This window comes from Nonomuraea sp. NPDC050691 (genome assembly GCF_040654455.1).
Lineage (GTDB): Bacteria > Actinomycetota > Actinomycetes > Streptosporangiales > Streptosporangiaceae > Nonomuraea.
In genome coordinates, this window is sequence record NZ_JBFAIA010000210.1 from 1 (window position 1) to 13,449 (window position 13,449).

Annotated in this window: 14 protein-coding genes and 1 riboswitch; of the genes, 3 read left to right on the plus strand and 11 right to left on the minus strand. The window is 71.8% G+C overall.

Annotation, left to right across the window (positions count from 1 at the left end; genetic code table 11):
* Positions 1-476, plus strand: a 476-nt coding sequence (locus tag AB0H81_RS39600) for an anti-sigma factor (protein ID WP_358385984.1), incomplete at its 5' end; no start/stop codon positions are given.
* A gap of 42 nt (positions 477-518) precedes the next feature.
* Here the strand turns inward: AB0H81_RS39600 and AB0H81_RS39605 are convergent.
* From AB0H81_RS39605 to AB0H81_RS39655, 11 genes are all read right to left on the minus strand, one after another.
* The gene (locus tag AB0H81_RS39605) at positions 519-1,523 is read right to left on the minus strand and encodes an aminoglycoside phosphotransferase family protein (RefSeq protein WP_358385987.1); all 1,005 of its coding nucleotides are present in this window, start codon (positions 1,521-1,523) and stop codon (positions 519-521) included.
* Positions 1,524-1,606: 83 nt separating this feature from the next.
* Positions 1,607-2,605 (minus strand): LacI family DNA-binding transcriptional regulator, encoded by a 999-nt coding sequence (locus AB0H81_RS39610; RefSeq protein ID WP_358385990.1) that lies wholly within the window; start codon positions 2,603-2,605, stop codon positions 1,607-1,609.
* Positions 2,586-3,974: a GH1 family beta-glucosidase gene (locus tag AB0H81_RS39615; protein WP_358386016.1), complete on the minus strand. Its 1,389-nt coding sequence runs from the start codon at positions 3,972-3,974 to the stop codon at positions 2,586-2,588. The genes AB0H81_RS39610 and AB0H81_RS39615 overlap by 20 nt, the downstream gene beginning before the upstream one ends.
* Before the next feature lie 17 nt (positions 3,975-3,991).
* Positions 3,992-4,828 (minus strand): carbohydrate ABC transporter permease, encoded by an 837-nt coding sequence (locus tag AB0H81_RS39620; protein ID WP_358385993.1) that lies wholly within the window; start codon positions 4,826-4,828, stop codon positions 3,992-3,994.
* Entirely contained in the window at positions 4,825-5,778 is a 954-nt protein-coding gene (locus AB0H81_RS39625) for a sugar ABC transporter permease (RefSeq protein ID WP_358385996.1), read from the minus strand. Before AB0H81_RS39625 ends, AB0H81_RS39620 begins: the two co-directional genes overlap by 4 nt.
* 78 nt (positions 5,779-5,856) lie before the next feature.
* A complete protein-coding gene (locus AB0H81_RS39630) occupies positions 5,857-7,188 on the minus strand; it encodes an ABC transporter substrate-binding protein (protein WP_358385999.1) in 1,332 nt (443 codons plus the stop codon).
* A gap of 255 nt (positions 7,189-7,443) precedes the next feature.
* Entirely contained in the window at positions 7,444-8,688 is a 1,245-nt protein-coding gene (locus tag AB0H81_RS39635; RefSeq protein ID WP_358386002.1) for an RNA polymerase sigma factor, read from the minus strand.
* Between the two features lie 140 nt (positions 8,689-8,828).
* Positions 8,829-9,260, minus strand: a complete 432-nt coding sequence (locus AB0H81_RS39640) for a YciI family protein (RefSeq protein WP_358386019.1) — start codon at positions 9,258-9,260, stop codon at positions 8,829-8,831.
* A 206-nt stretch (positions 9,261-9,466) separates the two neighbouring features.
* Positions 9,467-10,159 (minus strand): CHAP domain-containing protein, encoded by a 693-nt coding sequence (locus tag AB0H81_RS39645; protein WP_358386004.1) that lies wholly within the window; start codon positions 10,157-10,159, stop codon positions 9,467-9,469.
* A gap of 13 nt (positions 10,160-10,172) precedes the next feature.
* Positions 10,173-10,312, minus strand: a riboswitch (cyclic di-AMP (ydaO/yuaA leader).
* Positions 10,313-10,429: 117 nt separating this feature from the next.
* Complete coding sequence (locus AB0H81_RS39650) at positions 10,430-11,383, minus strand: Gfo/Idh/MocA family oxidoreductase (RefSeq protein WP_358386007.1); 954 nt, start codon at positions 11,381-11,383, stop codon at positions 10,430-10,432.
* Positions 11,384-11,402: 19 nt separating this feature from the next.
* The gene (locus AB0H81_RS39655; RefSeq protein WP_358386010.1) at positions 11,403-12,218 is read right to left on the minus strand and encodes an aldo/keto reductase; all 816 of its coding nucleotides are present in this window, start codon (positions 12,216-12,218) and stop codon (positions 11,403-11,405) included.
* Between the two features lie 123 nt (positions 12,219-12,341).
* On the opposite strand from AB0H81_RS39655, the gene AB0H81_RS39660 reads away from it, so the two are divergent.
* Together AB0H81_RS39660 and AB0H81_RS39665 are read left to right on the plus strand one after the other, a co-directional pair.
* Positions 12,342-13,286: a hypothetical protein gene (locus AB0H81_RS39660; protein WP_358386013.1), complete on the plus strand. Its 945-nt coding sequence runs from the start codon at positions 12,342-12,344 to the stop codon at positions 13,284-13,286.
* Positions 13,283-13,449 (plus strand): DUF6716 putative glycosyltransferase (locus tag AB0H81_RS39665; RefSeq protein ID WP_358386022.1); only part of this gene is annotated, 167 nt, incomplete at its 3' end. The genes AB0H81_RS39660 and AB0H81_RS39665, both read left to right, overlap by 4 nt.

The following is a 13,449-nucleotide window of genomic DNA, read 5'->3' on the forward strand; positions in this document are numbered from 1 at the left end:
CCGTGACCGTCGCCGCCGGCAGGGCGGTCGCCGCCGCGCTCGCCGCCACGGTGGCGGCCGTCGTGCTCGGGGTGGCCGCCCAGGACGCGAGCGGCGACCTCGCCGCGTCGCGCGCCCGCGAGCGCGAGGTGGCCGCCGTGCTGGCCGCACCCGACGCGTGGACCGTGCGGCGGCCCGTCGCCTCCGGCGGTACCGGCACGCTCGTCGTCTCCCGGACGCGGGGGAGCGCGGTGTTCGCCTCGGCGGGACTGCCCAGGCTGCCCGCGTCACGCGTCTACGAGCTGTGGCTGATGGGGCCCGGCGGCGCCCGCCCGGCGGGCCTTCTCGATCCCGGCCCCGGTGACGGGCCGGCCGGGCCGGTCACGGTCCGCGTGCGCGAGGGGGACGCGCGCGTGGGGCTCACGGTCGAGCCCGCCGGAGGCTCCCGGCGCCCCACGACCCGCCCCCTCCTCCTCGCCGACCTCCCACCGGCCTGAGGGGATCTCCGGTCAGGGGATCTCCGGTCAGGGGATCTCCGGTCAGGCGGGCGCGGCGGCGAGGCGGCCCAGCACCTCGACGAGCGCGGGCGTGGTCCGCTCGCGGACCCGGGCGTACTCGTCCTCCGGGTACTGGCGCGGCCCGTTCTCCACCAGCAGGATCAGGTACAGGTACGCGCGGTACAGGTCGAGCCGCACCCGCGCCGACGGCGTCAGCTCCAGCGGCGTCACCTCGCGGTAGCCCGCGAGCAGCGGGTCGTCCTCGCGCAGCTCGCCGAAGATGGTCGGCGTGACGAACTCCGCCAGCGGGTCGCCCCAGAACGCCCGCTCGTGGTCGATGATGGCCTGGATGCGCGGCGTGCCCGTCAGGTCGAGGAACACGTTGCCCTGCCACACGTCGAAGTGGACGAGGTGCGGCGTCGTCACCTCGTCCAGCGCGGGCGCGGCCCCGGCGAGCACGGCCGCGATCTCGTCGGCGGGCATCGGCAGCGGCGTCGGGTAGCGCAGGGTGTCGGCCAGCAGCGCCCCGGCCATGGCGAGGTACGCCTCCCGCCAGGTGACCCCGGTGATGCCCGCGTGCGGGTAGCCGAACACCTCGCCGGTCACCGCGTTGAACCGGGCCAGGTAGCGTCCGAGCTCGCGCCGCAGCTCGTCGTGCCCGCCGTCGGCGAGCCGTCCCTCCGAGGCGGGCACGGCGTTCCAGGAGACGCCGTCGAGCGCGCCCAGCACCAGGTAGTCGCCGCCCAGCACCGGGTCGTCGAACCCGGCGGCCACCAGCGCGGCCACCGGCACCCCGGCCGCCGGGGCCAGCTCGCACACCGCCGCCTCCATGCGCAGCAGGTGACGCTCGTAGCTGAGCTGCTCCAGCTCCGGTGGCGGCGCGACCTTGAGCACCACGGCGCGGCCGTCGTCGAGCGTGAGCCGCCACACGGCGTTGGCGTAGCCGTCGGTCAGCTCCGCCGAGGCGGCCACGCCCGCGCCGAGGGCCCGCCGGGCCAGTGCGTCCAGCTCGGCGGGGGACAGGCGCCGCTTCGTCCTGCTGTCCATCGTGGGGGTCCTCCACAATCCGGAGCCGGCTCAGGGGCGGCCGGCTCGTGCTCGGGCTCGGGCCGGGCCGGCCCGCGCCCGGGTCAGGCCGACTCGCGCAGCACCAGGTGGGTGTCGAGGATGACCACCGGCTGGCGGACCTCCTCGCCGTTGATGCGGGCGACCAGGAGCTGCGCCATCTGCCGGCCCATGGCCTCGGTCGGCTGGTGGACCGTGGTGAGCGGCGGGTCGGTGTGCGCGGCCGCCTTCGAGTCCTCGAAGCCGACCACCGCCACGTCGCCCGGGATGGTGCGGCCCGCGGCCTTCAGCACCCGCATCGCGCCCACCGCCATCAGGTCGGAGGCGGTGAACACCGCGTCGAGCCCCGGGTGCCCGGCCAGCAGCTCGCGCATCGCCGAGGCGCCGCTCTCCTCGGAGAAGTCGCCGTAGGCCACCAGCTCGGGCATGCCGGAGCTGAGCAGCGCGTCGCGGTAGCCGGCCAGACGGTCGACGCCCACGCCCATGTCCTGCGGGCCGGCGATGGTGGCGATCGACGCCCGGCCGAGGCCGAGCAGGTGCTTGACCGCCTGCCGGGCGCCGGCCCGGTTGTCCATGTCGACGTAGCTGTAGGGAGCCGGGCCGACCGGCCGGCCGCCGAGCACGGTGGGCACGCCCATCGCCTCCAGACGGGCGGGCAGCGGGTCGTCGCCGTGCAGCGACAGGAGCAGCACGCCGTCGACGTGCTGCCCCGTCAGGTAGTGCTCGAGCCGCTCGTGCTCCTCGTCGGACTGCGCCATCGCCAGGATGAGCTGGAGGCCGGTCTCGGACAGCGCCGATCCGATGCCCCGGATCGTGCCCGCGAAGTACGGCTCGTCGAAGACCCGCAGCTCGCTCTCGGACACCACCAGGGCCACCGTGTCGGTGCGCCGGGTGACGAGGGCGCGCGCGGCCCGGTTGGGCACGTAGCCCAGCTCCTCGATGGCCTGGCGGACCGCCTCGCGCGCCTTCTCGCTGACGTTGGGGGACCCGTTGATGACCCTGGACACCGTGCCCCGGCCGACCCCGGCCCGGGCCGCGACTGCCTCAAGAGTCGGTCGGTTCATGGCGCCTATTCTGCCGGATGATCTGGCTGTACCAGCGTGCGCTGTCCTTCAGCACCCGCTCCTGCGTCTCGAAGTCCACGTGGACCAGCCCGAAACGCTTGCCGTACCCCCACGCCCACTCGAAGTTGTCCATGAGCGACCAGGCGAAATAGCCCTGCAGCGGCACGCCGGCCTCGATCGCCTCCCGGCAGGCGCGCAGGTGGCAGTCGAGGTACGCGGTGCGCTGGGCGTCGTGGACGCGGCCGTCCTTCAGCACGTCGTCGAACGCGGCGCCGTTCTCGGAGACCACCAGCGGGATCGCCGGGTAGTCGCGCGCCACGCGCTGCAGCACCTCCAGCAGGCCGCTGTCGTCGATCTCCCAGCCCATCGCGGTGACCGGCCGCCCGCCGTTGACGAACGACACGTGCTCGCTGCCGACCCACGGAGAGCCCGTCTCCGTGGGCGCTGCCGCCGCCGACGCCTTGCCGCCTCCGGCTCCCGAAACGGTGAAGCGGCTGTAGTAGTTGACGAGCAGCACGTCGAGCGGCGCGTTGATGGTGGCCAGGTCGCCGTCGGCGATGAAGCCGGTGTCCATGCCGAGGTCGGCCAGGACGTCCTCGGGGTAGCGGCCGAGCAGCAGCGCGTCGAGGAAGAAGCGGTTCTGCAGCCCGTCGATCCGCCGCGCCGCGTCGAGGTCGGCGTCGCTGCCGGTGGCGGGGGTGATCGCGTACAGGTTGACGCAGCCGCCCACGCGCCGCGCGTTCATGGCCCGTACGGCCAGCCCGTGGGCGAGGTTGAGGTGGTGGGCGGCCTTGATGGCGCTCTCCGGCTCCCGGCGGCCCGGGGCGTGCTCGCCGGAGGCGTAGCCGAGGAAGGCGGAGCACCACGGCTCGTTGACCGTGCTGAAGGTGTGCACGTGGTCCTTGAGCGCGTCGTGGACGCACAGCGCGTACTCCGCGAAGCGGTAGGCGGTGTCCCGGTTGGGCCAGCCTCCCGCGTCCTCCAGCGCCTGCGGCAGGTCCCAGTGGTAGAGGGTCAGCCACGGGTCGATGCCGTTCGCGCGCAGCTCGTCGGTGAGCCGCTTGTAGAAGTCGAGCCCCTTGTGGTTGAACGCCCCGGAGCCCGCCGGCTGGATCCGCGGCCACGACACCGAGAACCGGTAGGCGCTCAGGCCGAGGTCGGCCATGACGGCGACGTCGTCCTTGTAGCGGTTGTAGTGGTCGATGGCCACGTCCGCGTGGTGGCCGCCCACCACCCGTCCGGGCTGCTTGGTGAAGGTGTCCCAGATGGAGACGCCGCGCCCGTCGTCGGTCACCGCGCCCTCGATCTGGTACGCCGAGGTGGCCGCGCCCCACGCGAATCCCGGAGGGAACCGCAGGTGGGAGCTCATCTGCTCCTCTTGAGTCGTCACGCCTTGACCGCACCTTCCATCAGGCCGCCGACGATCTGCCGGCCGAACAGCACGAAAACCACGAAGAGAGGGAGGACGGAGGCGGCGGTGCCGGTGAACAGCATCACGTAGTCCGTGCCGTGGGCGGAGTTGAGCGCCGCGATCGACGTCTGAACCACCGGGTTGTCCGGGTTCAGCACGATGAGCGGCCACATGAACTCGTTCCAGGTCTGCATGAACACGAGCAGCGCCAGCACCGCCATCCCGGGCCGCAGCGCGGGCAGGACGACCCGGGCGTAGATGCCGAGGGTGGTCGCCCCGTCGACCCGGGCCGCCTCGACCAGCTCGTCGGGCACCGCCTGGGAGGTGTACTGGGTCATCATGAACACGCCGAACCCGTTGACGAGGAACGGCAGGATGACCGCCTGGAGCTGGCCGGTCCATTCGAGCTTGACCATCATCTCGTACAGCGGCACCATGCCCATCTGCTGGAGCGGCACCATCATCGTGACGAGGATCAGGCCGAGCAGGGCCTTGGAACCGGGGAAGCGGAGCTTGGCGAACGCGAAGCCGGCCAGCGTCGAGATGAGCACCACCGACGCCGTCACCGTGACGGCGACGATGGCCGAGTTGACCAGACCGGTCACGAAGTTGGCGTCCTCGGTGGCGAGCAGCCGCTGGATGTTCTCACCGAGGTGGCCGCCGGGCAGCAGGGGCGGCGGCGTCTCGACGGCGTCGTCGTTGGTGCGCGTCGCCATGATGAACATGTAGTAGATCGGGAACGCGGACAGCAGCAGCGCGAACCCGAGCACGACCTTGGTCATGGGGCCGGCGTCCCAGAGACGGTTGTTCACTTGGCCCCTCCGATGCGCCGGGTGAACCAGTAGTTGATCATCGTCCCGATCAGGATCAGCACGAACAGCAGCCAGGCCGCCGCCGCGGCGTAGCCCATCTCGAAGTCGCGGAAGGCGGACTTGACGATGAACATGGCCACCGTCTGGTACTGGCCGGTGGTGCCGCCCGTCATCATCGGGTTGCCCTCGAACATGACCGGCTCGGCGAACAGGGTCAGGCCGCCGATCGTCGAGATGAACACGACGAACACGATCGTCGGCCGCAGCATCGGCACCGTGATGCGCCAGAACTGCGTCCGGGCCGAGGCGCCGTCGATGGCGGCGGCCTCGTACAGGTCACGCGGGATCGTCTGCATCGCGGCGAGCAGGATGATCGCGTTGTAGCCCGTCCAGCGCCAGTCGATCATCGTGGAGATCGCGATCCAGGACGACCACTTCTCGTTCTGCCAGATGATCGGGTCGACGCCGAACCAGGACAGGATCCAGTTGAAAAGGCCGTAGTCGCGGCTGTAGAGCTGGCTGAACACGACGGCCACGGCGACGACCGAGGTGACGAGCGGCAGCAGGACGCCGAGGCGCAGCAACAGCCGGCCCCGCAGCTTCTTGTTGAGCGCGTTGGCCAGCAGCAGCGCCAGCACCATCTGGGGGAGGGTCGCCACCACGAACATGCCGAGCGTGTTGACGACGGCGTTCCAGAAGGCCTCGTCCGTGATCAGTTCGCCGTAGTTGGCCACGCCGGTGAACTCGGTGTCGCCGGCCAGCTCCCAGTCGTGCAGCGAGACCCAGAGCGTGTAGCCGAGCGGGAAGATGCCGAAGACCGCGAACAGCAGGAAGTAGGGCGACACCAGCAGGTACGGCACGCCTTTGACGTCGAAGCGGGCCATCCGCCGGGCGGGGGCGGTCCGCCTGCCCGGCGCGTGCCGGGGCGGCGGCGCGAGTTGGAGAGTCATGGAAGCCTTTCGAGCCGGGGCGGGGAGGGGTGGCGCCCGCAGAGGGGAAGGGGCGCCACCCGGTCCTGGGGAGCGGGGTCAGCCCGCCGCCTTCACACCCGCCGCGACGAACTTCGACCAGGCCTCGTCGTACTTCACGGCGCCCTGGTCCATGCCCTCGATGACCTTCTCGACGGCGGTCTTGACCTGGGCGTGCTTCTCACCGAAGAACACCGGCTGGAGGTTCTTGACCGACTCGCTGAAGATCTGGCCGGTCGGCGCGTCGTTGAAGTAGGCGTTCTTCAGGCCCGCCACCTCGGGGTCCTGCTGCGCGGGCAGCGAGCTCGGGAACGCGCCGGCCTCCTTGAAGGCCGCGACGTGGCCCTCCTTGCCGGTGAGGTAGTTCACGACCTCGGCGGCCTCCTTGGGGTGCTTGGACTGCTTGGGCACCGCAAGCCAGGAACCGCCCCAGTTGCCCGTGCCGCCCGGCACCGCCGCGACGTCCCAGTTGCCCTTGTTGGACTCGCCGGCCTTGCCCTCGATCACGCCGAGCATCCACGACGGGCAGCCCATGGTGGCGAAGCCGCCGCCCTTGATGGCCTTGTCCCACGCGGGGCTCCACGCCTGCAGCTTGGCCGTCATGCCGGCCTTGCTGAACGTGGTCACCCAGTCGAAGGAGGTCTTGACGGCCGGGTTGGACTCGATGACGAGCTGGTTGCTCTTGTCGAAGTAGGAGATGTTGCCGTTCTTCGGCGCCTCCTGGAAGAGGATCACGTTGTAGATCGTGTTGGGGCCGTCCATGAACTTGGCGCCCGTCTTGGCGGCCTCGAACTTCTTGCCCGTCTCCAGGAACGCGTTCCAGTCAGGCCAAAGCTTGCCGACCTCCTCGCGCTCCGTCGGCAGGCCGGCCTTCTTGAACAGGTCCTTGCGGTAGCACATGGTCATGCCACCCATGTCGGTGCCGAGCGCGAACAGCTTGCCGTCCGCGTTCCGGCCCGCCTCCCACTTGGCCGCCGGGAAGTCCGCCTTGCGGCTCTCCAGGCCGTACTGGCCGAGGTCGGTGAAGAACTGCGGACGGGCCGCCATGAGGCCCATCGCGCCCTCGTCGATGCCGACGACGTCTCCGGCGCCTGCCCCCGCCTGGAGGCGCTGGAGGAGCTGCGGCAGGTACACGTCCTCGAACCGGTCCGTGAGGTTGGTGTACTTGATCTGGATGTTCGGGTGCTCGGCGTTCCACTTCTTGACGGCCTCGTCGTAGCCGAAGTTCTCGCCGCCGCCGAAGGTGTGCACGTTGATCGTGACCGGCTCGGCCGCCGCGCTGCTCTGCGAGCCCGACGGCGTGGCGCCGCCACCGCCGCCGCTGCACGCCGCGATGGCCAGCAGCGCCGTCATCGCGGCTCCGGTCACGACGAAGCGCTTGTGGTTCTTCATTCCGTACCCCTCTGGGTGGTGAATGTGGGAGGTGCACCGCGGCGTGCCGCCGCGATGGGAAGGTCTTGGGAGCGCTCCCACAAAGAGTGCCCTCATGGCGTGGGGGCCGTCAACGCCCCGAAACGCAACCGTTACCTCAGGGGAGATTTGCCGCTGCAGAAGCGGATTTTCCGTGGGAAACGGCGCGAAAAGGTCGCTGGGAGCGCTCCCATACCATCCGTCCCGTTAACGCCACAGGAGCGGACAAGCCGGAGCTCAGGCGCACTCGGCCGCGCGGGCGAGCAGCAGCGTCCGCTCCCTCTCGTTGCGGGTCAGCGACGCCGCCCGTTCGAACTCCCCGCGCGCCTCGGCCCGCCGGCCCAGCCGGGCCAGCAGATCACCGCGCACGCTCGGCAGCAGGTGATAGGCCCTCAGGGACGGCTCGCCCGCGATGCGGTCGACCAGCTCCAGCCCGGCCGCCGGGCCGCGGGCCATGGACAGCGCCACGGCGCGGTTCAGCTCGACGACGGGCGTGGGCACGATGCCGGCCAGCTCGCCGTACAGAGTGGCGATGCGCTCCCAGTCGGTCTCCTCCGGCGTGAGCGCCCGCGCGTGACAGGCGGCGATGGCCGCCTGCAGCGTGTACGGCCCGCGCGGCCCGCCGGGCTCCTCGGCCCGGCCGAGCGCGGCGAGGCCGCGCCCGATGAGCAGGCGGTCCCAGCGGGAACGGTTCTGCTCCAGCAGCAGGACCGGTTCGCCGTCCGGCCCCACGCGGGCCGCGGCGCGGGACTGCTGGATCTCCATGAGCGCGACCAGCCCGTGGACCTCCGGCTCCTTGGGCATCAGCCCGGCCAGCACCCGGCCCAGCCGCAGCGCGTCCTCGCACAGCGCGGGGCGCATCCAGTCGTCGCCGGCCGTGGCGGAGTAGCCCTCGTTGAAGACCAGATAGATCACCTCCAGGACCGCGGCGAGCCGTTCGGCCAGCTCGGGGCCCTGAGGCACCTCGAACGGGATCCCCCGTTCGGCCAGTGTGCGCTTGGCCCGGACGATCCGCTGCGCCACGGTGGGCTCGGGCACGAGGAAGGCGCGGGCGATCTCGCCCGTGGTCAGCCCGCCCAGCACCCGCAGCGCCATCGCCACCCGCGCCTCCTGCGGCAGCACCGGATGGCAGGCCGTGAACACCAGCCGCAGCAGGTCGTCCTCGATCTCCTGGGCCTCGGCCGGCTCGGTGTCCGCCCCCTGGGCGAGGTCGCGGCCCACCTCGGCGAGTTTGCGCTGGTATGTCTCCTTGCGGCGCAGCAGGTCGACCGCGCGCCGCTTGGAGACCGTCATCAACCAGGCGCCCGGGTTGCGCGGCACGCCCGACTCGGGCCACTGCTCCAGGGCGGCGACGAGCGCGTCCTGCGCCAGCTCCTCGGCCAGGCCGACGTCGCGGACCATACCGGCCAGCCCGGCGATGAGCCTGGCCGCCTCGATCCGCCATACCGCCTCGATCGCCCGGTGGGCGTCCGTACCCGTCACCGGCCCATGAGACCAGCCCGTCGCGTGGGGCCGCAACCTCGGCCGCCCCGTGCGTCAGCGGAAGCGGCGGAAGAGGCCGCGCGGGTGGTCCGCCCGTGTCGGGGAGAGACCACCGGCACGTCCGCCGGGGTGGGCCGCGGTCAGGCGCCGGTGCCGCGCTCCAGGGACTCGCGCAGCGCCTGCTCGCGGGCCGCCGTCTCCGGGGGCAGCGTCTCCTGGGGCATGTCCGCCACGTCGAACACCTGCCAAAGCTCCAGCCCGACCCCGTCCGGGCAGCCGGGCGGGACGGGCAGCCGCAGGGCCCACTCCACGGCCTCCTCGCGGGACCTCACCTGGATGATCCAGAATCCCGCGATCAGCTCCTTGGACTCGGTGAACGGGCCGTCGAGCACCGTCGGCCGGCCGCCCCGGTAGGCGACGCGCGCCCCCCTCGAGCTGGGGTACAGCCCTTCGGCGGCGAGCAGCACGCCGGCCTTGGCCAGCGACTCGCTGTACTCGATCATCGCCTCGACGTACTCGGGGTCGGGCAGGACCCCGGCCTCGGTCTCCGCGTTGCCCTTGCCCACGATCATGAACTTCACTACACCGTCTCCTTCGCGCAGCGATCGTCCGGGCCCCGGCGGGGCCCGCTCCCATCCTCGCGTCGAACCGCCGTACCCCGGCTCGACAGGAGAGAGGTAGATCTTTCCGGAAAGCGGGCGAGCGCGCGCCCCGGGGGAAAGGGCGCGCGCTCGCTCGTGGGGAGAGGGGTAGGGGTCGTGTGGGCGACCCGGGAGGGTCAGCCCTTGTACAGGGGGTAGCCGTAGCCGACGACCTGGGAGGTCGGCCGGACCCGCGCCTCGACGCGGCCGTTGCCGGTGTTGCCCTCGATCGTCGAGATGGTGCCGTCGCCGTTGTCCTTGACGACGAAGCCGACGTGGTTGATGTCGTCGATGCTCTTGCTGCCGCTCCAGGAGAAGAAGACGACGGCGCCAGGCTTGGGCGTGCTGCCCCAGCGGTGGTTGGCGGCGAACCAGCGGGCGTGGGCCACGGTGTAGGCGTCCCAGCCGACCTGCGGGCGGGCGCCGGTCTGCTCGCCGACCCAGGAGACGAACATCGCGCACCAGGCGGCGTTGAGGTATTCACGCGGCGAGCCGCCGTCACGCTTGACGGTCTCCATGGCGCGCTGCGAGCTCGCGTACCACTTCTGGAACTTGGTGCCGCCGCCGTAGGCGTTCTCGGAGGTGCCGATCTGGGCGCGGGCGAGGTCGAGGACCTGCTGTGCGGTCACGTTGACCCGCTGGTTGGCGGCGGCGGCCGGACGTTCGGCGGGCTGGGCGACGGCGGCGTTCGAGGCGGGGCCGACCTGCTCGGGGGTGTCCGCGTGGGCCGGTACCACGGCGCCGAAGGCGGCCGAGGCGATGACGGTCGCGCCGAGGGTGGCGCGGATCGTACCGGGCGTGAGGGCACGGATGAGACGGTGCTTGGCCATCGAGAAGGGATGCTCCTTGCTTCCATGCCGCTTACCGGGTTAGCTGACGGGTTCGGGCGTGGAAGCTGCCCTACGGCACGGAGGCGTGCCGATTCACCCCAAGAGAAGTGGGTCCCCGGTTCCGCGCTCAGGCGGATTCAGCGGTCACAGGGGGGTCCTGTGAGTGATTTCAGAGGGGTCGGCAACGCGCGGGCAAACCGGACGTAAGCCGACGAACAGGACATAAGGTAATACATCCGGCAAGAGGATTACAAGTGGATAAATGCCCAGCTAGGAGAGCTGGGCTCGCGCCTCCTCCAGAAGCCCCATCATGGCGAGGCTTTCGTCGAGCGGCATGACCTGGCTCTCAGTCCGTCCCTCCGCCAGCGCGTCCCGCACCTCGCGCAGTTCCCCGGCGTATCCGTTGTCGGCCGGGTCGAGGTCGTGGACCTCCGTCTCCATCGACGGTCCGCTGAGCACGACGCGGCTCGGGGCCCAGAACGGCGCCTGGATGTCGGCCCGCATCTCCGTGCCCACCACGTACGCGGTGTTGGGGTACGGCGCGAGTAAAGAAGTCTCCACGATCGCCCGCCGCCCGCCGGGGTAGACGAGCACGCCGCCCGCCTCGGCGTCGACGCCCGACGGCGCGAGACTGCCCGTCATCCGCATCTCCGACGGCGCTCCGAGCAGCAACTGGGCCAGCCCGAACGGGTAGATCCCCAGGTCGAGCAGGGCCCCGCCGCCCAGCTCCGGCGCCCACAGCCGGTGGGCCGGATCGAACGGCAAAGCGAAGCCAAAGCTGGCGTGAATCGAGCGGATCTCGCCGAAGCGCGGGTCTGCGGCCACCCGCTGGATGAGCGGGTTGAAGCGCATCCACATCGCTTCCATCAGGAACACCCCGGCCTCGCGGGCCAGGCGCACCATGCGCTCGGCGTCGGCCGGCGAGGCAGCCAGCGGCTTCTCGCACAGCACGGCCTTGCCCGCTGCGATGGCCGCCTCGGCCACCGCCAGATGCTGGGCGTGGGGGGTGGCCACGTACACGGCGTCGACGGCCGGGTCGGCGCACAGCTCCGCGTAGGAGCCGTAGGCCGACTCGGCGCCGAGCTCCGCGGCCAGGGCGGCGGCGCGGCCCAGGTCACGCGACCCGACCGCGGCCACCCGCATGCCGGGCTCCGCGGCGATGACCGCGCCCACGGTCCGCGCGATGCCGCCCGTGGCGGCGATGCCCCATGCCAGATCCTTCATGGCGAAGGATCATAGCTTTTTACCCAAATGTGGCGGGATTGGGGCCAAGGCGGCGGTTGGCGTTGAGCGCCCCGATTGCTGCAAGATCCTCGTCGTCCAGGACGAAGCCGAACACGTCGATGTTCTCCCGGATGCGGGCGGGCGTGACCGACTTGGGGATCACCACGTTGCCGAGCTGGATGTGCCAGCGCAGCACGATCTGGGCCGCGGTGCGCCCGTGCTTGGCGGCCAGCGTCGCCAGCGCCGGCTCCTCCAGCAGGCCCTTGCCCTGGCCGAGCGGGCTCCACGCCTCGGTGAGGATGCCGTTGGCCTCGTGGAAGGCCCGCAGCTCGTGCTGCTGGAGCCACGGGTGCAGCTCGATCTGGTTGATCGACGGCGTGACGCCCGTCTCGTCCATCAGCCGGGTGAGCGCCTCCACGGTGAAGTTGGACACACCGATGGCCCGCACCCGGCCGTCGCGGTGCGCCTTCTCCAGCGCCCGCCAGGCGCCCACGTAGGCGTCCTGCTTCGGCGCCGGCCAGTGGATGAGGTAGAGGTCGACGTGGTCGAGCCCGAGCCGCGCCAGGCTCTCGTCGAGGGCCTGCTCGGCGCGGCGGTGGTCGTCGTTCCACAGCTTCGTGGTGACGAACACCTCCTCGCGCGGCAGCCCGGAGGAGCGGACCGCCCGGCCCACGCCCTCCTCGTTGTCGTAGATCTTCGCGGTGTCGACATGCCGGTAACCGGCCTCGAAGGCCGTCGTGACGGCCCGCTCGGCTTCGTCGGCGGGAACCTGCCAGACGCCGTAACCCAGCTGGGGGATTGTGACGCCGTCAGTGGTGAGATTGAGCGAGTTCATGGCCTCCATTGTTCACATGGCGTTCCCCGCGCCGTCAGGCACCCGGACTACCGTGACCCCGTCATGCGATGTCAGGGCACGTGATGGTGAAGCCGGTGTGAGCCCGGAGTGGGGAGAGCAGGGGTGGCGGAACGGGCGTCGGCCTGGGTGGAATCACCCCTCCAGATGCTCTGCGCCGTCGAGGCGCACCATGCCGGGCTGCTCGGCCCCGCCACCGTCGTCGTGCCCCGCGCCGGCCAGCGCGCCCTCAAGGCGACCCGCCGCGAGCTGCGCCGCCTGCCGCTGCCCGAGGGACTGGAACTGGCCGAGCCGTCCGAGGACATGCCGCGCCGCGTGAACGCGGCCGGCGACGCCTTCTCCGGCAAGGTCCAGCTGCGCTGGCTCACCTCCCGCCCCGGCCGGCTCGTCGTCGTGGACGACGGCCTGGCCACGCTGCGCCTGCTGGAACTGCTGGCCGCGGGGCCGTTCCGGCCGCTGCTGCGGGCCCGCGCCCACCCGGGACGGCTGCGCGCGGCGCTGGGGCTGGCCGCCGCGATCCGGCTGCGCGCCGGGCGCGTGACCGTCTTCACCGCCCTGCCGGTGCCGGACGACCTCGACCGGGCCGTCCGCGACGCCGGGTTCGACCTCGTACGCCACGACTTCGCGTGGCTGCGCTCCCAGCCGCCCACCGAGCCCGGCCCGGCCGAGCGGACCGTCGTGCTCGGCACGTCCCTGGTGCGCAACGGCCTCGTGCGTCGCGACCGCTACCTGCGCTGGCTGACCGACCTGGCCGGCGAGGAGCCGCTCGCCTACTACCCGCACCGGCGCGAGGACCCCGCGGACGTCGCGCACATCCGGGAGCGGCCCGGCATCACCGTGCACGACAGCGGCGCGCCGGCCGAGCTGACGCTGCGCGGCCTCGACGCCGGGCAGCGCGTGCTCAGCCTGCCCTCCACCGCCATCGCCTCGCTTCGGGTGCTGCTCGGCCCGCGCGGCGTCGCGGTGGAGCCGGTGGCCGTGCCGGACGACTGGTGGACCAGCGGGGCGGCCCCCGCGTTGCGATCACATCTGACAGGAGTGACCGGATGAGGGTGCTGGCGGTCGCCGACTCCGACTCGTACCTCAAATGGGCGGCCTGCCTGCTCGGCGACCTGCCGGCCGGTTGCGAGACGGACCTCGCGGTGGTGCGCACGCCCATCGCGCCCTCGCCGCAGCAGATCGCCGCCGCCGTGGGCGGGCGCCCCGCGCCGCC